This window comes from uncultured Photobacterium sp. (genome assembly GCF_947039875.1).
Lineage (GTDB): Bacteria > Pseudomonadota > Gammaproteobacteria > Enterobacterales > Vibrionaceae > Photobacterium.
Genome location: NZ_CAMRAN010000004.1, coordinates 101212 through 122687, shown reverse-complemented (window position 1 = coordinate 122687; position 21476 = coordinate 101212). Strand labels below are relative to the sequence as shown.

General features: G+C 36.2%; 18 protein-coding genes. 8 read left to right on the top strand and 10 right to left on the bottom strand.

The features are described 5' to 3' along the window. Positions 1-36: 36 nt before the first annotated feature. Together Q0V26_RS02815 and Q0V26_RS02810 are read right to left on the bottom strand one after the other, a co-directional pair. Complete coding sequence (locus Q0V26_RS02815) at positions 37-3294, bottom strand: M66 family metalloprotease (protein ID WP_297476630.1); 3258 nt, start codon at positions 3292-3294, stop codon at positions 37-39. 195 nt (positions 3295-3489) lie between these two features. Continuing rightward, complete coding sequence (locus tag Q0V26_RS02810; protein ID WP_297476628.1) at positions 3490-5412, bottom strand: BCCT family transporter; 1923 nt, start codon at positions 5410-5412, stop codon at positions 3490-3492. 616 nt (positions 5413-6028) lie between these two features. Here Q0V26_RS02810 and Q0V26_RS02805 point away from each other — a divergent pair. After that, the gene (locus tag Q0V26_RS02805) at positions 6029-6430 is read left to right on the top strand and encodes an H-NS family nucleoid-associated regulatory protein (RefSeq protein ID WP_210434268.1); all 402 of its coding nucleotides are present in this window, start codon (positions 6029-6031) and stop codon (positions 6428-6430) included. Positions 6431-6540: 110 nt separating this feature from the next. On the opposite strand, the gene Q0V26_RS02800 is transcribed toward Q0V26_RS02805, so the two are convergent. After that, on the bottom strand, positions 6541-7092 hold the full coding sequence (locus tag Q0V26_RS02800; protein ID WP_297476664.1) for a hypothetical protein: 552 nt from the start codon (positions 7090-7092) through the stop codon (positions 6541-6543). 510 nt (positions 7093-7602) lie between these two features. Next, positions 7603-8457, bottom strand: coding sequence for an RNA polymerase sigma factor RpoS (gene rpoS / locus Q0V26_RS02795; RefSeq protein ID WP_297476626.1), 855 nt, complete (start codon positions 8455-8457; stop codon positions 7603-7605). A gap of 227 nt (positions 8458-8684) precedes the next feature. On the opposite strand from rpoS, the gene Q0V26_RS02790 reads away from it, so the two are divergent. Next, positions 8685-9065 carry a hypothetical protein gene (locus Q0V26_RS02790; protein ID WP_297476625.1) on the top strand — a complete coding sequence of 127 codons (381 nt, stop codon included), beginning with the start codon at positions 8685-8687 and terminating at the stop codon, positions 9063-9065. Continuing rightward, positions 9065-9217, top strand: a complete 153-nt coding sequence (locus tag Q0V26_RS02785; protein ID WP_297476623.1) for a hypothetical protein — start codon at positions 9065-9067, stop codon at positions 9215-9217. The genes Q0V26_RS02790 and Q0V26_RS02785 overlap by 1 nt, the downstream gene beginning before the upstream one ends. A 29-nt stretch (positions 9218-9246) precedes the next feature. Here the strand turns inward: Q0V26_RS02785 and Q0V26_RS02780 are convergent, their stop codons facing one another. Beyond that, positions 9247-10158 (bottom strand): LysR family transcriptional regulator, encoded by a 912-nt coding sequence (locus Q0V26_RS02780; protein WP_297476622.1) that lies wholly within the window; start codon positions 10156-10158, stop codon positions 9247-9249. A 173-nt stretch (positions 10159-10331) separates the two neighbouring features. On the opposite strand from Q0V26_RS02780, the gene Q0V26_RS02775 reads away from it, so the two are divergent. Further along, the gene (locus tag Q0V26_RS02775) at positions 10332-10886 is read left to right on the top strand and encodes a YbhB/YbcL family Raf kinase inhibitor-like protein (RefSeq protein WP_297476620.1); all 555 of its coding nucleotides are present in this window, start codon (positions 10332-10334) and stop codon (positions 10884-10886) included. 246 nt (positions 10887-11132) lie between these two features. Next, the gene (locus Q0V26_RS02770) at positions 11133-11348 is read left to right on the top strand and encodes a hypothetical protein (protein WP_297476618.1); all 216 of its coding nucleotides are present in this window, start codon (positions 11133-11135) and stop codon (positions 11346-11348) included. A 196-nt stretch (positions 11349-11544) separates the two neighbouring features. Here Q0V26_RS02770 and Q0V26_RS02765 read toward each other — a convergent pair whose 3' ends face one another. The 5 genes from Q0V26_RS02765 to Q0V26_RS02745 form a co-directional block, all read right to left on the bottom strand. Then, complete coding sequence (locus Q0V26_RS02765) at positions 11545-11757, bottom strand: cold-shock protein (RefSeq protein ID WP_036791338.1); 213 nt, start codon at positions 11755-11757, stop codon at positions 11545-11547. Between the two features lie 351 nt (positions 11758-12108). Then, positions 12109-13614 (bottom strand): DHA2 family efflux MFS transporter permease subunit, encoded by a 1506-nt coding sequence (locus tag Q0V26_RS02760; protein WP_297476591.1) that lies wholly within the window; start codon positions 13612-13614, stop codon positions 12109-12111. After that, positions 13614-14660 carry an HlyD family secretion protein gene (locus Q0V26_RS02755; protein ID WP_297476589.1) on the bottom strand — a complete coding sequence of 349 codons (1047 nt, stop codon included), beginning with the start codon at positions 14658-14660 and terminating at the stop codon, positions 13614-13616. Before Q0V26_RS02755 ends, Q0V26_RS02760 begins: the two co-directional genes overlap by 1 nt. A gap of 520 nt (positions 14661-15180) precedes the next feature. Continuing rightward, on the bottom strand, positions 15181-18015 hold the full coding sequence (locus tag Q0V26_RS02750; protein WP_297476587.1) for an FAD-binding and (Fe-S)-binding domain-containing protein: 2835 nt from the start codon (positions 18013-18015) through the stop codon (positions 15181-15183). Positions 18016-18164: 149 nt separating this feature from the next. Next, entirely contained in the window at positions 18165-18647 is a 483-nt protein-coding gene (locus Q0V26_RS02745; protein WP_297476585.1) for a transcription elongation factor, read from the bottom strand. A gap of 166 nt (positions 18648-18813) precedes the next feature. Between Q0V26_RS02745 and Q0V26_RS02740 the strand changes: the two genes are divergently transcribed. The 3 genes from Q0V26_RS02740 to Q0V26_RS02730 all read left to right on the top strand — a co-directional run bounded on the left by Q0V26_RS02740 (position 18814) and on the right by Q0V26_RS02730 (position 21434). After that, entirely contained in the window at positions 18814-19353 is a 540-nt protein-coding gene (locus tag Q0V26_RS02740; protein ID WP_297476583.1) for a hypothetical protein, read from the top strand. A gap of 1116 nt (positions 19354-20469) precedes the next feature. Then, positions 20470-21009 carry a GNAT family N-acetyltransferase gene (locus Q0V26_RS02735; protein WP_297476581.1) on the top strand — a complete coding sequence of 180 codons (540 nt, stop codon included), beginning with the start codon at positions 20470-20472 and terminating at the stop codon, positions 21007-21009. Positions 21010-21128: 119 nt separating this feature from the next. Next, positions 21129-21434, top strand: coding sequence for a cysteine-rich CWC family protein (locus tag Q0V26_RS02730; protein ID WP_297476579.1), 306 nt, complete (start codon positions 21129-21131; stop codon positions 21432-21434). Positions 21435-21476 lie beyond the last annotated feature (42 nt).

The following is a 21476-nucleotide window of genomic DNA, read 5'->3' as shown; positions in this document are numbered from 1 at the left end:
CGGCTTTAAAACATCATTAATTAGTACCTATTATGCTTAGTAATGACCAATATAGTGCCAATTACCATTGCTAGGATCTTGGTCTGACGGCCATGGGAAATAGCCATAGTGGGTTGTCTTTAAACGGTAATAATGGGTTTTACCATCACGGAAATCATAGGTATAAATATCACCGACATTCCCTTTTTTACCATTATCACCCCAGTTACCAAAACTGTCTTGTTTATACCAATCAAGTGCTAATTGCTCAAATACCGCTTGGTTGGTACTCATTTCCAGCACCAATTGATTCAGCGAATTATCATCCGCTACATAAATCCAATCACGATTTGACGCTTTATTGGTTGGGAACTCACCACCTTGAGCTGGTGTTCTTTGAATAAAGTATTCATTAATACCCTCAGCAGTTGGATTAATGAACACCGCGCTATTTGAGCTATTCCAAGTCGTGATTGTACGTTGATCCCAAGTAAATAAAGCTGACTGCTTAAAGTAATGCTGAATACGTTCAACATTCGATACCATGTCACGATTTAATATCAGTGGGTTGAAATCAAAATTGACATAAGATTCCGCTGAACCTAAATATTTCCAATCATTATTACTGCGATGATCCGTAGGGAACTCTCCCGCTGTGACTGTTTTCATTAAGAAATAATCACGGGTGTTAAGTTCTTTATTAATATGAACATAAGCTGCCCCTGCCCGCTTACGTTTATGCGTTACGCCATTATTCAATTCACCATTACCATAACGATCAGCAACCCATTGATCAAACTGGTTAATCGTTTCAAAATCAAGATGTGCTAAATCGCTTTGTTCCGTAAATGATTTTTGTGACTCAATCGCTAGATCGTATCCTTGACCCTTGCCGATGGTAATCGCTGCCTCAGGATATTCAGTGTTAGCGATAAAGGTACGAGCATCTAGTCTCACTTGACCTAATTCATCAAAGTTTATGTCTGGCTGTTTATCGGCAATAAATTGATCAAGATAGCCTACAAACGCCCACTCACTGTTAGATTCACCAGCACCAGGGAAATACCAATAATGTTGCTTTTTCAATTCAAAAAGTTCAACACGGCCATTACGATGATATTCAAACACATCACCGATTTCACCCCTACGATTATTCTCACCCCAAGCATAAAAACGATCTTGAGCAAACTGAGTTAATAGCTCATCTCTTACTATCGTTTCTAAACTGGTTTGAGGACAATCAATAGTCACGGTTTGCGGCGCACGATCACGCGCTAAGTTAAAATGCAGTTTATTACTTAAACCGTTATTTTTACGGCTGCCATCAAGCCCAATAACCTGCTGTGAATTATCACCATAAGTCACCGTTGCCCAACATTGCCCAGCAACCGGTTGAGGTAACTCATACACATTACCTGAGCTGCCATATAATGCAGGATAGACATAGCTGGTATTGATCTGTTGTGGGTCATAAAAACCCACCACCGTCATTACATCAACCCCTTGCGCGATTGGCTTTAATTTAGTGGTTGTTGATACAGGCTCAAATTGTTGTTCGACCGCATTCCAATGGCTGTAGCCACTTGTCACTGTCGTATCAAGATAATCTTTAGTCTCTAAATAATGTTGAATACGCTTTGATGAATAGCCGGTAAATAATGGATAGCTGGACGTTGATGAGTCAAAACCACCGCCACCCATAGGATCTGCACCATAGCCATAATGGGTTTTATATGGCGTAACCATAATATCGCCATAACCATATTCACCATCAACTTTTGACCACCAATTAAGGTTATCTGCCATGTAGCCACGGTACGCATCATAACCCCACCCAGTGGTTGCACCATGGGTTGCATTAGCGTGGCCACCAGGATAATGACCCATACTCAAGGCATGTCCAATCTCATGGGTGACTTCATTTCCCGTAGTATCCGCAAGCAGTACCATGCCATTACCACCCGACAAACCATGGGTATAATCACCAATATCACCTTTGTCATTTTTATAACGACCAACAGAGTGACCAATAACAATAGCAGGGTAATTATCAGCTTGCCATTGACTAGAACCAGAACTGGCAACGCCATAATTTGCATTGGCAATACCAAGTTGAATTAACGACTTCGTTATATCTTCTCGCATATCGCCGCTATGAATACCGGGAGAAGCATAGTCACTGTATTTTGTTTTTATGTCACCATTAGACATCACTACTTTATCTAACTTAATAGGTAAGTAATTACTGATCGTCATTGATGCTAATGGGAACCGTTGGAAAAGCTCTGAACCGTAATGTGCAGTTTGTAATTCTAATGGTTTTGCTGCTGGCGGCTCAGTTAACATACCAATTCTAATCATAGGTAAATCAAGATGAGCAGGAGCTGCAAAATCAATTCGATCTGCTGTTAATTCACCACTTAAACCACTATAAGTTGAAAACTGTAAACTTAACCCTTTCTCAACCCAGTTCCATGGCAAAACTGTTGTGAATGAACGTTTGGAGTAAACCACATCTTTACGATCATCGTGATTAGCACGGTCTGATTCTAAAATTTGTAGAGGATTCGTCATTTGACGAGTCTCAAGTAATACACCATCTTTGAATATTTTCAGTTCAACGCTTTTAGGTTCATCGTTAGCCATTGGAGTGACAACAAGTAAAGCTTCACGTTGAGAGACAATTCGTTGTTGTTCTTTTTCATCATTACCAAAAGGTTCTGCTGTTTGGTTTTGAATAAAACGTATTTGTGCAGCAAAATCACCACTAAGATGATTAGTAATAGGCTGTTCATCAATAAAGCCGTAGGCATCAATTAAAGCTGCGTTATAGGGCAAACAATCTTTTGAAGCCGTACTAACTAAATCTTTATCACCCACAAGGTATTGAACATTACATTGTTTATCTTTATCCCATTGTTCTAAATAGGTATAACCAAATTGGTCATTATAAATATAAACGCCATCCATTTGGTTAACTAACTTCCATGGCATTTGAATAAAATCAAACATAGCCTCAGCGGAACGATCTGCATAATCAAAACCATCAACAAAAGGCATAAAAGAAGGTAAGTTGTTGACTGTAATTGGGTATAAATACCCGTTATATTTGAGAAAACGTTGCCCATTACGGATTTCAATATTGGTAGGATCATTAATGAGCTTTTGAGTTTCAATAATACGCTGCAATACTCGCATTTTCATTTGTTCAAGTTGCTGCACAGCGTCGGTTGGTGCGTTTAAAGCAGCCAAACTCGTCGCCGAATAACCGCATAACAACGCACTAATTGCGAGAGTAATAGATTTAATATTCATGTATAAACCTTAATTGTGATAACCATAAGAAATATACATATAAAAGCAGTTTTATGCCACTAGTTGAAGTGGACTTTTTATTACTATTAGGTTCATAACAGATCTATTGAGATCAAAATCACGCTTATATGTTCACTACAAATAAAAAAGGCGATCCAAAGATCGCCTTATGCACATTTACATCTGAATCCCTATTTATGCTTTTTGCACTTCAAGCTCTAAGATTTCTTCTTTTTGCTTAATAATATCATTAAAAACGATTCGAGCTTCTTGAGCTAATTCTGATGCTTCAAGTTTAGCTTCTTTTGCCGCCATTGCTTCTGCAGTTAGACGGTGCAACTCATCCGCTAATTCTTGAGGAACATCACCCATATCTGCACCACTATTACCGTGTGCCAATGCTTCTGCTCGAATTGTTTTCTTAATTTTCCAGATTTCATCTAATGCATTACGCTCAGCATCAGCAGCTTCAATCGCGGCATCTTTCAATTGCTCAAACTTCGCTAATGCCATACCTTCTGTCGACCATGGATCAACATCTGGCAAATCTTCAATATTGATCACAGGATCTTCGTAACCATCTTGATTTTTTAAATCTAGTGAAGCCGCTTTTACCGCTGAAATCATTAACATTACAGTGATAAATAATAGTGGTAAGCCACCCACAATAGCCGCCGTTTGTAGTGTCTCCAGACCGCCCATAAACATCAACACTGATGGCATGAACGACATTGCAAATGCCCAGAACAAACGGTTCCAACGCATTGGCTCTTCTGTTACATCATTTTGAACAACAGAAGCTAAAATGTATGAGATAGAGTCAAACGTTGTTGCTGTAAAAATCAAACATAATAGTGTAAATACCGCAATAACAATCGTACTAAACGGTAATTGCTCAAGAATAGAGAAGATAGCTTTGGTTGCGCCTTCTGCATTCAAAATACCAACAACATCAAGCGTACCTGATAATTGTAGCGATAGACCATAGTTACCCAATACCATAAAGAAAAGGAAACACCCCATCGACCCAAAGAAGATAGAGCCTGTAACCATCTGCTTAATTGTACGACCACGAGAAATTCGAGCAATAAATAACCCCATGCTTGGTGCAAACACTAACCACCATGCCCAATAGAAAATTGTCCAATCTTGTGGGAAGTGAGTATCTTCAAAAGTACCGTAGCCGCCAAAAGGTTCAGCCCACGTTGCCATAATGAAGAAATTAGACAACATACGACCTAATGAATCTAAGCCAGTTTCTAACATGAAAATCGTTGGGCCAGCCGCTAGAATGAACGCTAGTAAACCTAATGCACCCCAGAAGTTTATATTACTCAGTACTTTAATACCTTTTTCCATACCGGCATAAGCAGAGTAACCAAAAATACAAGTACATAGCAGTAATACAATAATTTGAGTTTGTGTATTTTTAGGCGTACCAAATAAATAGTGCGCACCTTCAGTGATCAATGGCGCAGCTAGACCTAGTGTTGTTGCACCACCACCTAATAAACCAAAAATAAACAACACATCAATAACTTTACCAATCCAACCATGACTACGTGCTTCACCAATAACAGGCATTAACGCTGCTGAAACTTTTAATACCGGTTGTTTGCGGACATAAAAGAAATACGCAATTGGCACTGCAGGTACAAGGTATATACACCATGCAATAGGACCCCAGTGGAAAACACCATAAGTTGCAGCCCAGCGAACAGCTTCTTCACTTCCTGGCTGTAATTGAAATGGTGGGCTTTGGTAATAATAAGCCCATTCAATTGCACCCCAGTACAAAATACTCGCACCGATACCACCACAGAAAAGCATTGCCGCCCATGATGCAGTTTTAAATTCAGGCTCTTCATCTGCATCACCCAATTTAATTTGGCCGATATCAGAAAAAACAATGTAAATCATAAAGAAAAATGCAGCCATACCCAGCGCTAAATATAAAAAACCTAGCTGGTCAGTCATAAAACTTTTTGCAACCGCGATCCACTCTGCTCCTTCTTTAGGGAATAAAAGAAGTGGTACAACGACTGAAATCAACATTGCCAATGCCCCAAAGAATGTGGGCTTATCAATTAATTCGAAATTTTTACGTAATGTATTCAAACGATATCCTTACTGCTATATATCATCCATGAAAAGTTACATACATGATGTTCTTTTAACACTAATCGCACAAATAACATCAGTAATGGTAACGATAAATTTTTTTTATAATGCTTGAGATAATGAATTTTTTGAGCATATCTTATCTCTTTGATGAATTAACAATCAAAAAAAAACGTCCACGTTACAAATTGAAACAAACAAATGACTTATTGCTAATCAAAAAAGCATGGTAATAATAAAATTATATGCTAAATAACCTTATACATGAGGGGCTAGATATGAAATTAATATTACATAAACAATTGAAGCTATCGGTTTTTAACAATCAATAACTCATTAAATATTTATCGATTATTTTATAGTACAGATGGCATTAAAGTATAATTCAAGCACCGTTATTATAATGACTATCAATTAGTCTCGGCTATTTCTCTTATTGTGTAACTAATGATAATACGACAGACAATTGCTTCTTATTTTATACTTTAAATAAAAAAGAAGTAAAAATGACAATTAAAAAAGAAAAAATGAGATTTAGTTACAACTATGGTGACTATTTTTAGTGTCTTATTATAAAAGTTAAGTACAATAGGCAAAATTACTTTTATTTAGAATTAATAACATGATTGAAACTCTTTTAAATCTACGCTCTTTAAGAGCTCAAGCGCGTGAAATGTCTATTGAAGATCTACAAGAAGGTCTACAAAAGTTCACCCAAGTCGTTGAAGAACGTCGTGTGGAAGAAGAAGCAGCTAAAGCTGAAAATAAAGAACAAGAAGCAAAACTGCAAAAGTACCGCGATATGCTTGCAGCTGAAGGCATTACACCGGAAGAATTAATTGCATTAATTGGTGACACACCAAAAACCAAGAAAAAGCGAGCTTCTCGTCCAGCTAAATACAAGTTTGTTGATGAAAATGGTGATGAGAAAACGTGGACAGGCCAAGGCCGTACACCTAAAGCACTACAACAATTATTAGATAATGGCGATGCACTCGCAAGCTTCGAAATCTAATTCAGACATAACTTAATTAAGTTAATGTTCAAAAAAACGCTCGTTGTATTAACAATGAGCGTTTTTATATCAATAAATAATTGAAGAGTAACCTGCTTTTTCTTCTGAATTCATTTATTTTCGGCGGCTTGTTGTTCTGGAGTATCATTTCGAGTTGTAAATAGTTTATAGCTCATAATTAGAATAACTAATGCTTTAATTATCATCATCTGAGGGTTACCAAAATAACCGACCATACCTACAAAGCCTGATAACAACATTAATATGCGGTATTTTTTCAATTCAGTCATATATAAAGCAATGACAATCACGCCTAGATCAACAAACTGTAATCCTACAGCCAGTGTGGGTTCAGCAATAAAAGCATTAACAGCAACATAGACAATATATGATATGCCTATCACCATAACTGTTGCTAACAATTGAATAATGATTTTCGCTGTTTGAGTAAAATCTTTAAAATATCGATATAAATTAATTGCTGTAACCGATAAATTGAGAATAACTTTCGGCCACCACCCCATTAAAATTGACCATATTGTATCGTTTGTTGCAGAAGCAAAAGCGGCATAACGGGTAACTTTCATGGTGTTAAATATAGTGATTAAGATATAAAACACCACCGATGTCCATCCCAATATATCTTTCAATAAATCAATCACAACACTATCTCTCAACATACCATTAACGATTAATGGCTATTTTAATATTAATATTTAACGTATCACCATATATACGGTTGAATAACATTAAAAAATCAGAGAATAATATCATAGGCTTATCGATTATTACATCAAGCAATAATGCTAATTTTATTTTGCGAATGACTTAATTTATTATTTTAAAAATAGGATATATTTAGATCAAATCACCAAAGTGAACAAGTAATAGTAGTAGTATTTATTCACCATTCAACCAAACTAAAACAATGACAAATATAGTTAAAAAAACAAACACTTCGCTTTGTTAACTGCATCATGGATGAGATATCACAACAATACTTATAAATGATAGGGACTTTATCACTAAGGACGTAATGTTATAATATGCACTTTTAATATAAAGTGCTATCTATCAGTATAAAGCATAACTCTATATTTATAATCAATACCTTGGAAATAAAAAAGATGACAAATGTCACCTCTTTTTATACTAAGATTAGCAATAATTTTTTATGCTGATGCTGAAAACAACATTTCCACATCATAATTATTATTAACTAAAGCACGCTTCAAACGCATAAGATTTTTTATTTGTAATTGTCGAATACGCTCTCGTGTTAACCCTACTGCATCAGCAACTTCTTGTAATGTTTGCGGCTCATAACCTAATAACCCAAACCGACGACAAATAATTTCACGATCACGCTCAGTTAATGTAAATAACATTTTTTTAGTAATCATTTGCATATCACTACGTTCTATTACTTTATCTATATTTGCATCTTCATCTGCAACAAAGTACGATAACGAATTATTATCATCTTCATTCAATGTTTGTTCAAATGATAAAACATGCTGATTATTTGTCATTAAAAAAGAAATTTCACTTACATCACGCTTTAAATAGTCTGCGATATCTTCTGGTGATGGCTCATTATTATTCTTCGCCATTAAATCACGATGGGCGCGTAAAATCGTATTCACTTCTTTTGACACATGTACTGGCAATCGAATAGTACGACTTTGATTATGAATGGCCCGTTCAATCGTCTGCTTAATCCACCACGATGCATAAGTAGAAAATCTGAATCCTTTTTCTGGATCAAACTTTTCGACAGCCGTAATTAAACCAATATTTCCCTCATCAATTAAATCACTCAATAATAAAGTAGAGGCTCGATATTTTTTAGCTAAGTTAACAACAAGACGTAAATTAGATTCAATAAGAACACGTTTAGCCTGTTCATCACCTAATAATGATTTACGACTATAAAGAATCTCATCTGTTTTTGTTAACAAAGGTTTAAACGATATATCATTCAAATAAAGCCGAACAACATCATTTTCAAATATAGCTTCCTTCATATATCATCCTTGAGTATTTACCATTATTTATAGATTACATAATAAATCCACTTTTATCCGATATACAACAATTAATTACAAAAATTTAACCTTACACTGATAAGTTTTTATCAGTTACAAAAGTGAGAGCTTAATAGTTATTTTATATATTTACTATATGTGTCTAAGGTATAATATTTATATTATTAAACCTAAATAATGGCAAAGTAGATCTAATGCATCCCTTCATGAAAAAAACAATTTTAGTCACCCTTACTGTTGGTACTCTATTTTCAGCGGCAGCAAATGCAACCAATTCTATTGTTGTGCAATCGTGTGTCAGTAACCAAAATTATGATGAACAAGGTCTTATTCTTTGTTTACAGCAAGCCACAAAAAGTGCCAAGAATCAAGTTTATAGCTTTACAAATCAAGGTGATAAATACAGCAAACAAATTGATGATCAATGCTCTAGCCAAAAAGCTACCATTGATAAAGGAGCAGTAATAAGTAGTGATAAAGCAACATTAGCCATGTGCTATGCCAACGCATGGTCTGCCGCTCGTGATTCACTACTTGGTGAAAAATACAGTACGACATTAACGACTGATGTTTATAAGGATAAATAATGAGACAGCTATCTGATTACCAACAACAGATTCAGTCATTAGTTTGTAATAATGAATACTCGCTAGCACAAGCAATCTTACAATTAAGATCACTGCTTGAAGATATTGAAAATGATGATGCGATTACAGATACTGCCATGCATGCTGAATAAATCATTTATTATTTACAATTAATAACATATCAAACAGCAGCCGTCACAATATCATCATTAATATATGACTCAATTTCTTGATAAAGAAGTTGAGTTGATGGATTCTGCATTTTCTCATAGTTACTAACCAAGTAATAGCTAGGAATATTATCCTGTATAACACCCATATCAATAGCTTCTATAAGAACACCCTGTCTCAAATACGATTCAACAAAGATACGATTTATAAATGCAATACCGATACCTTGTATTGCAGCTTCAATCGCATGCATTGAATTTTGAAAATACACCTTACTTTGATTAGGGTCTAATTTAACATTATTATTCGCTAAAACTAAATCCCATTGAATTAATCTATTCGTCGTTTCAATCAAAGTACTCGTTGATAATAATTCTGCTGACAAGTAACTTAGAGGCTTATCAGTATAATCAGGTGCACAAACAGCAATCATTTGTTCCTGAAATAATAACTGACAGTATTTTTCATTTGGTTTTTCAATACTATAACGAATTGAAATATCGATATTTTCTTTATTTAAGTCTAACATTTCAATGGTATCAATAAAGACAACTGAAATATCATTTTCATTCAGGTATGTGTAATTAATTCGAGGTAATAGCCACTTGTTTAATAATGTTGGTGGGATCGCTATTGTTATTTTTTGCTTTTTTGTCACGAAACCAATATCTGTCGTTGCCTGATCTAAATCTTTTAAAATCAAACCAATACGATTGAAATAACGCACACCAGCATTGGTTAATTTAATTCCCCTATGTTGGCGAATAAATAATTTTTGACCAATAAATGCTTCAAGTGTCTGAATCTGATGGCTCACAGCACCAGGTGTTACAAATAGTTCTTCTGCTGCTAATTTAAAACTTTGTAATCGAGCTGAAGCTTCAAAATAAATAATACCTTTTAATGGGGGAAGTGATCTCACATTGAATCCTTAAGTGATTTTTTCTCAACTATTGATACAATTTTATTGGTTTGAGCTATTGTTATGCATAAAGCATTATACGAATTAGATATTTAACCATAACGTTTACTGATTATTCGATAATGATAACACATTAAAATAACATCAGTTTTAACTAACCCATAGGTACTACTATGAAAATTAAGACGCTTGCTGTAGCGCTGCTTTTTACCCTACCATCTTTTATGTCACAGGCTGCAATGACATTAAACAGCCAAAATATTACTAATGATCAAACATTAAGTAATTCACAACTTTTTAACCAATGGGGCTGTACTGGTAAAAATGAATCACCACAGTTAAGTTGGACTGATGTTCCTACCGGTACTAAAAGCTTCGCTGTAACTATGTACGATCCGGATGCACCAACAGGAAGCGGTTGGTGGCACTGGAGTGTAATTAATATTCCTGCCGACGTACATTCATTAGCAGAAGGTGCAGGTGCCGTTGGTGGTAAAAACTTACCCAAAGGTGCAAGTATGGTAACTAATGACTTTGGTTTTAAAGGTTTTGGCGGTGCATGTCCTCCACCAAAAGCAAAACCACATAATTACCAAATTACGGTTTATGCCTTAAATACAGCTAATATCAAACTACCTGAAAATGCATCTCCAGCATTAGCGGGTTATAACATCCTTGCTCACGTAATTGGTAAGGCTCGCCTTGTTGCACCAACAAATGCTCGATAAACGATAATGACTCATTGAAGCTACTCTAACATTAAAGTAGCTTCAATAGATTAATGCACCTTTCTCCATAGCCTTATATTCCTAAAGTCCTTCTATTATAAGCAATTTAATATTACCTAACCTGCTTAGATTATCCCCTATACAGAATGTCGATCTGTTTATATCTATCATGCTAAATACTGCTATTATTCACATACAGAATGACATACTATTTAAATAAAGATATTGGATTTATTAAGGAACAGCATGACATATTGGAAAAAGCTTCATCTGACTCGCCAAACAATCACTGGCTTATCATTATCAATTAATGTTGTTTATCCTCCAGAATTTGAATCTAATATACGCAATGAAATGCGATCGTTAAAAACAAACTATCAATGCCCACAGATCTTTAAGAAAGAAGTAATTAGTATTATTTGTGCTTATGATGGACGATTAGTCAATTTTAATCAGAAGTAATTAACATTATGACTAGATGATAATTAATCAATTAATGTAGATAAAGAAAGGTAAGATGTTAGCGGATAATGCAGTCGTTTATGCGTTAGCAGAAAGATTAACGCGAAGATATTTAAAAACAAGCCCCAGAAACTACAAAAGCGCAAATAACAGAGTTATTTACGCTTTTATCAAACTTTATAGATTAACTATAAAATTATAGAGCTACAACGTTTGCAGCTTGAAGACCTTTTTGGCCTTGCTCTACTTCAAAAGACACTTTCTGGCCTTCAGCAAGAGTTTTGAAGCCTTCAGAAGCGATTGCACGGAAGTGAACGAATACGTCAGCACCGCCGTTGTCTTGAGTAATGAAACCAAAACCTTTCTCTTCGTTAAACCACTTTACTAGACCAGTTGATTTGTTAGACATGATGTGTCCCTTATATAAATTCTTTAAAATTATCGTAAAATACGATGCACTGAAGCTCGAATTATTAAATATGACGATGAAAAGCGAAGGGAAACACTAGTTTACACAACAATAACGAAGATGCTTCTAAGGGTTTTTCTTTAACTTAATTCTCGTTCAATAACTCTAGCTACAGAGTAGCAATATAATCTCATTAAACTTTGTATTTGTAAAGTTTTTTATAGGCGAGATTTTATTGCCGCCAAAAAAAAGCACTGCTATTAAAAAATATTTTATATCTCATTATAAATAATCATAATGTTAATAAAACCAGCCTATTATCATCAAACTTTAGCGCCTAAAATATGCCGTTTAATTCTCACTAATTACATTTTTTTTAAATCGATATAACGCTAACAATGGTAATAATGCTACGTAAGAAAACATCAAGAAACCAAACGTGTATACAAACGCCACTAATGTTGATTGTTGATATAATAACGCACTCACTTGCGCAATAAAGTTAGGATCAGTCACTGTTGTGTGATGCTGCATTGCTTGCTGCTGTAATATTGGATTGGTCGCCGTAATATCAGCACCTAATGCATGCCACTCTCGTTGTTGAGTACGGCTGAAATAAGTGTTTACGATTGAGATACCAAATGAACTACCAATGGTTCGGCATAAATTAAACATTACTGCGCCACCAACAGCATATTTTTGCTCTATTGTGCGATAAGCCATTTGACTCAGTGGTGCAAACACCAATCCCATTCCCATTCCTTGAATGATCGATGGCATCAGAACCCAATATAAATTTATATCCATTGAGTATTGCATCATTAAATAGGTGCCAAAGATACTGAACCCAAGTCCGACAGCCACCAGCATTCGAGGATCTAATCTATCCATGTATTGCGCCATAACGAGCAATACAACAGCAGATGCTAATCCACGCGGAGCCATCACAAATCCAGTTGTTTCCACTGGATAATGTAATAACTGTTCTAACATCATTGGTTGAAGTTGGGTGATACCAAACAATCCCATCGAAAAGCCAGCCATGATCAAGCATGACACCGTTAGGTTACGATCTTTTAATAGCCACATAGGAGCGACATCCCCTTTTGTACGCCATGAACGAACAATAAAGAATACCCATGCTATTGCACTAATGATCAATGAAAATAAAATGAAGTTAGACTCAAACCATCCTTCTTCATTACCTCTATCTAGCACCATCTGCAATAAACCAATACCCACTGTCATACCAATAACAAGAGGCCAATCTAACTTTGTTTCACCTTTACCATCAATCTTAACAAATAGATAAACTAAGGTTAAACATAATGCACCTACGGGGACGTTAACGTAGAAAATCCAGCGCCAGTCCATATTTTCAGTGATAATCCCTCCCACAGTTGGCCCTAAGATTGGTCCCAATAAAATACCAACGCTAAATAATGCCATGGCTTTACCACGCTGATCCGCGGGATAAATTTGCACCATAGTTGATTGTGCGAGTGGAATAACTGACGCCCCAAAAGCCCCCTGCATAATACGAAAGGTAACCATTTCAGCAAGACTATCTGCTTGACCGCATAAACCTGATGTAATGATAAAGCCAATAACAGAAACGATCAGCAACTTGCGTACACCAAATTTGAGCGCAAAATAACTCGCAAGAGGAATACAAATAGCTTCAGCCATTGAGTAAGAAGTAAGTACCCATGTCACCTGTTCAGACGTAACCCCTAGTGCCCCCATCATATGCGGTAAAGCAACGTTAGCAATCGTCATATCTAGCAATACCATGATTGCTGATAACATAACGGCTAAGGTGATCCATAAGCGGTTAGCTGGTGTAACTGAACTCATTAGTTAGTCTCTGATTGAGTATCAATAGTCACATTTGCACTCGCACCAACACGAAGTAATGGTTTATTTTTCAAATCAATAAACTTCACTCGTACAGGGAAACGCTGTGGTACTTTCACCCAGTTCCCCGTTGCATTTTCAGCAGGTAGTAGTGAGAAAGATGAACCACTTGCAGGAGAAAGAGCTTCAACCTGACCGTGATAAGTTACATTCGGATACATATCTAATATAACCTTAGCAGTCATGCCCACTTTTAATAAGCCAATATCTTTCTCTTTATAGTTCGCTTGTAACCATGCTGTATTATCTTCAATTAATGGCATCATCGCCAAACCAGGAGAGACGACACTACCAGGACGAACGCTAACCTTACCTAGCTCACCATCATGTGGCGCATAGATATTAGTATAAGAAAGATTCAATGTTGCTTGGCTTAATGCAGCAGCTGCTTGCTTAACTTGTGGGGCTTCATTGCCTTTCGCACCTTGTTGGTTAATTAATTGCGACATTTTTGCACGAGCAGCTTCAAGTGATGTTTGAGCTCCTGCTAATTTTGCTTTAACGTCATCACCTTGTTGTGCTGGTAACAATTTGCGATTCACTAAATCCATTATACGGTGATACGTTTTTTGAACATCGACGAGATTGGCATCAGCCGCACGTACATTTGCACTTGCCGCTAAAATAGCATCATCAGTGGCTTTATTTTGCTGTGTTGCTACTTCATAAGCCGCTTTAGCTTGTTCTAGCTCAATTTCATAAGGGGCAGGATCAATCTTAACCAATAAATCACCTTCAGTAACATGTTGATAATTTTCAACACCTACAGTAAGTACTTTGCCACTGATTTGTGGTGCAACATAAAGAATGTTGGCATGAATATAAGCATCATCAGTACTTGGATATAATTTTTGATGACGTGTATAAAAATATCCTGCAGTACCTAAACCTGCAGCAATAACAATAAAAATAATAATATTACGAAACTTATTTGTTTTTTTTGTTGAGTTTGGTTGTTCTAGTTGAGCCGTATCTGTCGTTGCCATGGATTTATCCTATTTAGCTAAATTTGAGTCTAGGTGATAGAGATTATTTTCGCTAAAAATATTTTTATATTCATCATGCGTACATCATCATCGTCATTAATATAAGTAATGATTTTTTGGTGAAGATAAGCGCAACTTAAAGTCATAAAATAATAAGCTTGCCCACCAAAGCTTTCAAGTACAGAAAACAGTGACCAACAACTCAAATAGGTATATTAATATCGATTTTTACGATTTATTTAATATGATTTAGAGTAAACGCATTAAATTAATGATTTTACTCTGCTAAATAACCATAATCAGAGAGATATTAATAATAGAAAGAAGATTGCTTTAAATATAAAAACTTAATAACCACTTTTACTCACGGTCGCTTTTTAAACATTTTGCCACTAATCCATACCATTAAAATAAAACTTCATCTGCCGCGATATTTTTTAAACAAATTTAAAAACAAAAGCCCCATAAAAAATAGGGCTTGATTGTCCATCATATTTAAACACTAATAAACTATTTAGTATTAATGCAAAGCGCTTACTTTATCCACTAAATATAAAATGGAACGATACTCAATACCGCTGTGTTCTGATAAACCAATTTCACAAGTTCGACTATTTGAATACCCTTCACTACACCCTGCTGGGACCTGTGCCTTTAACGGTGCAAGTGCACTTGCATTAAGTTCAGGTGTAGTAAAACCTTTATCGCCAGCAAAGCCACAACAACTAATATCATCGGGAATAATGACATTTAATGCACATGCTTTAGTCACTTGCTCAATCAGTGGTGCTAACCCTTGGCGTCGAGAAGTACAGGTAATATGCAACATCACTGGGTCTAACTGAGGTGTGATTTTTAATCTTGGTAAAACAAACTCAGCAACAAACTTGAACGGTTCATAAATAGTCAATTCTTTACATAAATATTGTTTACTGGTGCTGGCACATGGACTGGTATCCATCAAAATTGGATATTGGCCTTGTTCTGAAGCCGCCCATAAAACTTGTTCAAGTTGTTGCGCTTTAAGGTGTGCTGTTTCGGGAAAGCCTTTACTTGTATAAGGCATGCCACAACATTGATTATTTAAATCAGCTGGCAAAATAACCTCATAACCCGCTTTTTCCAATAACGATATCGTAACTTCAACTAACGCACGCTTATCCTTTGCTTGTGCTTCAACCCCCATATTTCTGGCGGCACAACTTGGGAAATACACTATCCGCTCTTTGGTAATACCACTAATAATTGGAGCTACTATTTTTGCAGCAGGTAACGGTAAATGAGGTGTCCATTGTGGAATTTTATGGCCTGATAGTTGGTAAGCCTTTTGCGTGAACTTATGCATTCTATTGGTACCTAATAGATTATGCATCTTATTCGCAACAGTTAATCCCGCCTTGGCTGACGCTGTTACCGTTGCAAAATGGTTTCCTGTCCATGTGGCAATTTTCTTGGCTTTTTCAGTATGATTCTGGCGTAATTTACGCACTAAATCACCCGTATTAATACCAACAGGACAACGCTCTGCACATAAACCTGTTGCTGCACACGTATCGAGTCCATAGTAACGGTAGGTTTTTTCCATCGCCGCTAAACGAGCAGGATCTTCATCGCTACGTCGTAAGCGTGATATTTCACGAAACACCGTATTACGCTGACGTGGGGTTAATGATAAATTACGCGAAGGGCATACGGGCTCACAAAAGCCACATTCTACGCACTTATCAATAAGTTCATCAGCAACGGGCATGGCTTTCAAATTTTTAATATGTGATTTTTTATCCGCGTTAATGATCACGCCAGGATTTAGAATACCGCGCGTATCAAAAATACCTTTAATTGCGAGCATTAACTGATAACCGTCATTTCCCCATTCAAGTTCAATAAACGGCGCCATATTTCGGCCAGTACCATGCTCTGCTTTTAACGAGCCCTGATAATCAACAGCAACCAATTGAGCCACGGCATCCATAAAGGCGCTATAGCGTTCAATTTCAACTTGTGTATCAAATGCCTGTGTAAAAACAAAATGCAAATTGCCCGCTAAAGCATGACCAAAAATAATGGCTTCATGGTATTCAAATTGTACAAACAGTGTTTGTAAGTCACGTACTGCGGGTGCCAATTGATCAATAGGAAAGGCAACATCTTCAATTATTACTGTGGTACCACTTTCTCGTACAGCGCCAACAGCAGGAAACAGCTCTTTACGAATACCCCATAATTGATCACAAACTTTCGCATCACGACTAAAATTCACTTGTTCAATTGGCGAAAATGCGTTGATTATCTGTTGTATGCCATCACTTTGAAGACCTAAATCTTGTTCATCTTCAGCATGCAACTCAATTAATAGCGCCGCCGCTTCAGTGTTGCCATCAATACCCAGTTGAGCAATAAAGCGTGGCATGCCTGGTTTTTCTGCTACAGATGCCAATGACCGATTATCCATTAGCTCTACCGCTGCGACACGGGTTTTACTCAATTGGCTTACTGCAAGGCATGTTTGTTCTATGTCAGCAAAGACAAACAGACCAGATGCTTTAAAGGCGTGATTTACGACTGTGTTATAAGTGACATCCGCAATAAAACCTAATGTCCCTTCTGAGCCAACAAATAAGTGCTGTAACACATCAATGGGATCATCAAAATCCACCAGCGCATTTAAACTATAACCCGTGGTATTTTTTAAGCGGTATTTATGGCGGATCTTATCCGCTAAAACACGGTTAGCCTGACATTCACTCACCAATAACATTAATTCTGAGATCATCTTGGCATGGCTTTTTTTAAATGCAGCAATACTGTTGAGATCTAACGTATTAAGTAACGTACCATCAGCCAATACTACCGTCATTCCAGCAATAGTACGGTAGCTATTTTGTGAAGTACCACAGCACATTCCAGATGCATTATTGGCAACAATACCACCGATTTTACAACTATTAATAGAGCCAGGATCCGGGCCAATTTTACGTCCAAATGGCGCTAAAATAGTATTTGCCTCGGCACCAATAATTCCCGGTTGTAACCAGATTTGAGCCCCATCATTCAGTACTTTATAATCACGCCACCGACGCGTTAATGTAATTAATACGGAATCTGATTGCGCTTGACCTGAAAGGCTCGTACCAGCAGCACGAAAAGTAACAGCAATTTTACGTTCATAACACGTTTTAACGGCAAAAATAACTTCATCAAGCGTATCAAGCTGTAGAACTAATTGCGGTAACAAACGGTAAAAACTGGCATCAGTACCATAAGCAAACAGTAATGTTGGATCGGTAATGATTCTTTGTTCATCAATTTGCTGACGTAATTGTTCTATCAAATCCGTATAAACAGGCTGCATCATTGCTCCATGTAACTAGTCGTCGGCATAACCTTTATGCTCATAATTTTATGTCGGAATAAATGATTCTACTGCTATAGATAGGATGGTAACTCGTAACTAATTCACACTTTTGATTATTAGTATGATCACGTTGGGAAAATCAATAATGATTAAACAATATTAATAACATCAAACAATATGATATTACCGCCGATATGAATATCTACTTCTTCATCAACCTCTCGTCCTAGTAATGCTTCACCAAAAGGTGATGTAGGTGTAACGATAATCACATTTTGTCCACCAATCGTAAACTTTAATCCACCAGCCGCTGGGCCTAAAAATACGTGTTTTACATTACCGTCATGATCTTCTAAAGCAACTAAATGGCCAACGACAACAGTATTTTGTTGTGTAGGCATTGAGGCAAATAAGTGCTGGTACGCACTAATATCAGCTTTACATTCAGCTACCCGCTGTGCCTGACCATGAGCAAGATATGAAGCTTCTAATGCAAAAGTATCATATTTATTTTCAGCCACATTTTCATCGTCTGTAGCAGTATTGTAAGCGCGCATTGCAGCTTCAGTCGCTATTTGTAATGTCTGTACTAACTGCTGCTGAATACGCTCGAGTAACACAACTTTATTCATCACAGTTCCCTCTCTATAACCAAATGGGCGCTGATTATACATTGAATAGAGAGACAAACAAAAATGGCAATAAACGATTGTTATCAGTATCTGTTCACATTAAAGAAATACACCTCTATGCCGATATATTGTTGTCTTTATTATTACAAAACCTAGGTCTATTTATATGTGTATTGTTAAACGGTTATTATGTGTGATGTGTTTTGTGATGGCACAACCCACAATGGCATTGACCCCAATCCATTTACTCAATTATCAAGATAGCTATGGTAATCTTTCACTAAAAGACAGCGGTAATATTCGCTTGCCTGATCCCTTAATCATAAATGGCAATCTCAATCTCGAAAATAGTCGCATTAGCATGCTGCCTTTACGCCTTACTGTAAAAGGGAATCTCAATTTAGCTTATAGCAGCATAGAACACTTACCATTAGCACTCACCGTTGATGGGTATATCAATCTTACTTACTCTAAAATTAAACAGCTTAACTTTGGTTTACGAGTACTTGGTGATCTTAGTGTTGCGCATACTCAACTCAAAAAACTACCTGATAACCTTTACGTCAAAGGTGACTTATTGCTTCAACATAGCCAAATTCAGACCTTACCGAATAAACTGGTCGTCGGCGGTAATATTTATATCGGTAATATGCCACTCAAGACTCTACCAAGCGATATTATTATTGGTGGCTCGTTATATAGATAATAATAAAAATTGCATATATATGAGTATTAACATTGAGCTAAGCAGCAAAGCAAACGGTTGCCTTTGTATAGTACAAAATAAATAAGAGCATGAATTATTAAAAGGGATATAAGTTAGCCAGAAATTTTATAACGTGAATATGGATTTCTGGCTACTTTGGCAGTTGATATTTGTTATAAACAATCTTCAACAACATTTAATTAGAGGATAATTAAATGTATTCATTCCTTTATTGCCTAGAAAGAAATGTTTTCTTTAAACCTAAGCTTTAATAGCTTTAGTTGTTTGATTCTTATGGTAAAACCACTGTCTGCGACTACGTGTTTTCATTATAAACCTCTCATTTTTTTCCCAATGAGCAAGGTTGATATCACTATATATTAATACCGTTCTTACTCGACTATTTGTGCTCTATACTAACCAATATTATATGACGTTATAATGACACATTAATTGAATTATTATGAACAACATGATTTGCATATCTATTTATGACAACAACTTCTAACAACAAGTTCAATTGTGAATAAATATCACTGTGATAATACTTCGTGGAGGGTAATTTAGGAAAGAATACAAACGTAAGACTTTCTAATTTTTAGAATAACTTTCACCTAACGATCTATATCAACATAGTTAATATAATTATATTTTTACACTTTGACAACTCTTCTCACCTTTTTTTTGTGAGATATATCTTTATTTTATTAATTATAAAACCAAAAAAAACATAACACACTGATAAAAAAGAACAAAACCATCATAACAATAGCATAGCGCAATCCATGAAATAGATAATGGCTTGTACTTATCAAGAACAGATCATTGATTTTAAAGAGAATGAATACCTTCACTATAAAATTATTACTGGTTCACTCATCGCCAAGCATAACAGTTGGATTTAATTTATCAGAATCAGTGCAAATCAATCAAACCGCGCTAAAGCTCCTCAATAAAATGTTAACCAAAAGATCTATCTCCTGATAATAATTTGGTGTGACTCCACAGATCTATGATTTAAACCAGTTATCTACTCAATAATTGATCATAACCCTATAAGTTAAGTTGTATTTATTGATTAATAGTCACATCTAGCCATGTTTACGAGTACATTCTATGACTAAAAATCAACCACTGCTAACAACAGAACGCTTAATTCTACGTCCTTTAGAATTATCTGACGCAACCAAGATACAGCAGCTAGCAGGCAATGTGGATATCGCTAACGGTACAATCAGTGTTCCACACCCTTATTCTGATGGTTTAGCTGGAAAATGGATCGGAAAACATTTGGCAGGTTGGTACAGCCATCAATCCGCTATTTTTGCTATCACACTAAAAAGTAATCACCAACTTATAGGCTGTGCAGGATTAGAAAACATTAATCAGCACAGTGCACAATTGGGTTATTGGATTGGCGTCCCTTTTTGGGGTAATGGCTACTGCACGGAAGCTGTTGAACGCATAAAAGAGTTTGGGTTTAATAAACTTAATTTACACCATCTTTATGGACGACACTTAAAAACAGTGTCAGGCCCCGAAAATGTTATGATTAAAATTGGCATGAAGCATGTGCCCACACTTACAATACCAAGTCATCACATCTCACAAGATAATATTGCGATCTATGAAGTGTTAAAACAAGCAGCATCATAGAATTGAACTATGATATGAGAAAACACCAACGGTATTATCATGATAGTGAAAGTAGCATTTGTATTTATTAATCGTTAGCATACTCATCATTAAACATGGCTTATTAATGAGTATTAATCGTGAAATCACCTTGTGTTGCTAAATGTAAAAACAATGCCGGAATTTGCAGTGGCTGCTTACGTACAATGACAGAAATCAGCCACTGGATAGCCTATCCAGAACACCAACAACTGGCGATCATGGCTGAAATAAAAGCAATAATACCAACGCATCAGTGCCCACAATGCCAACAGTCCGCACAATGTGATATTCAAGCAGGAAAATCGACCTGTTGGTGCTTTGAGATTGAACCTCGTCAAGCACTCACTGATTTTCCGAATACTTGTCTGTGTCGCCAGTGTTTATCATTGATGCCCACTTTGTAATATTTCACCATCGGCATATAGAAGCTAACCTTATAGCCATTA

Coding starts and splice junctions, on each gene's coding strand:
- Q0V26_RS02775 (WP_297476620.1), top strand. CDS start 10,332: ATGAAAATTAAGACGCTTGCTGTAGCGCTGCTTTTTACCCTACCATCT.
- Q0V26_RS02760 (WP_297476591.1), bottom strand. CDS start 13,614: ATGAGTTCAGTTACACCAGCTAACCGCTTATGGATCACCTTAGCCGTT.
- Q0V26_RS02755 (WP_297476589.1), bottom strand. CDS start 14,660: ATGGCAACGACAGATACGGCTCAACTAGAACAACCAAACTCAACAAAA.
- Q0V26_RS02815 (WP_297476630.1), bottom strand. CDS start 3,294: ATGAATATTAAATCTATTACTCTCGCAATTAGTGCGTTGTTATGCGGT.
- Q0V26_RS02765 (WP_036791338.1), bottom strand. CDS start 11,757: ATGTCTAACAAATCAACTGGTCTAGTAAAGTGGTTTAACGAAGAGAAA.
- Q0V26_RS02735 (WP_297476581.1), top strand. CDS start 20,470: ATGACTAAAAATCAACCACTGCTAACAACAGAACGCTTAATTCTACGT.
- Q0V26_RS02790 (WP_297476625.1), top strand. CDS start 8,685: ATGAAAAAAACAATTTTAGTCACCCTTACTGTTGGTACTCTATTTTCA.
- Q0V26_RS02750 (WP_297476587.1), bottom strand. CDS start 18,015: ATGATGCAGCCTGTTTATACGGATTTGATAGAACAATTACGTCAGCAA.
- Q0V26_RS02745 (WP_297476585.1), bottom strand. CDS start 18,647: ATGAATAAAGTTGTGTTACTCGAGCGTATTCAGCAGCAGTTAGTACAG.
- Q0V26_RS02770 (WP_297476618.1), top strand. CDS start 11,133: ATGACATATTGGAAAAAGCTTCATCTGACTCGCCAAACAATCACTGGC.
- Q0V26_RS02785 (WP_297476623.1), top strand. CDS start 9,065: ATGAGACAGCTATCTGATTACCAACAACAGATTCAGTCATTAGTTTGT.
- rpoS (WP_297476626.1), bottom strand. CDS start 8,457: ATGAAGGAAGCTATATTTGAAAATGATGTTGTTCGGCTTTATTTGAAT.
- Q0V26_RS02740 (WP_297476583.1), top strand. CDS start 18,814: ATGTGTATTGTTAAACGGTTATTATGTGTGATGTGTTTTGTGATGGCA.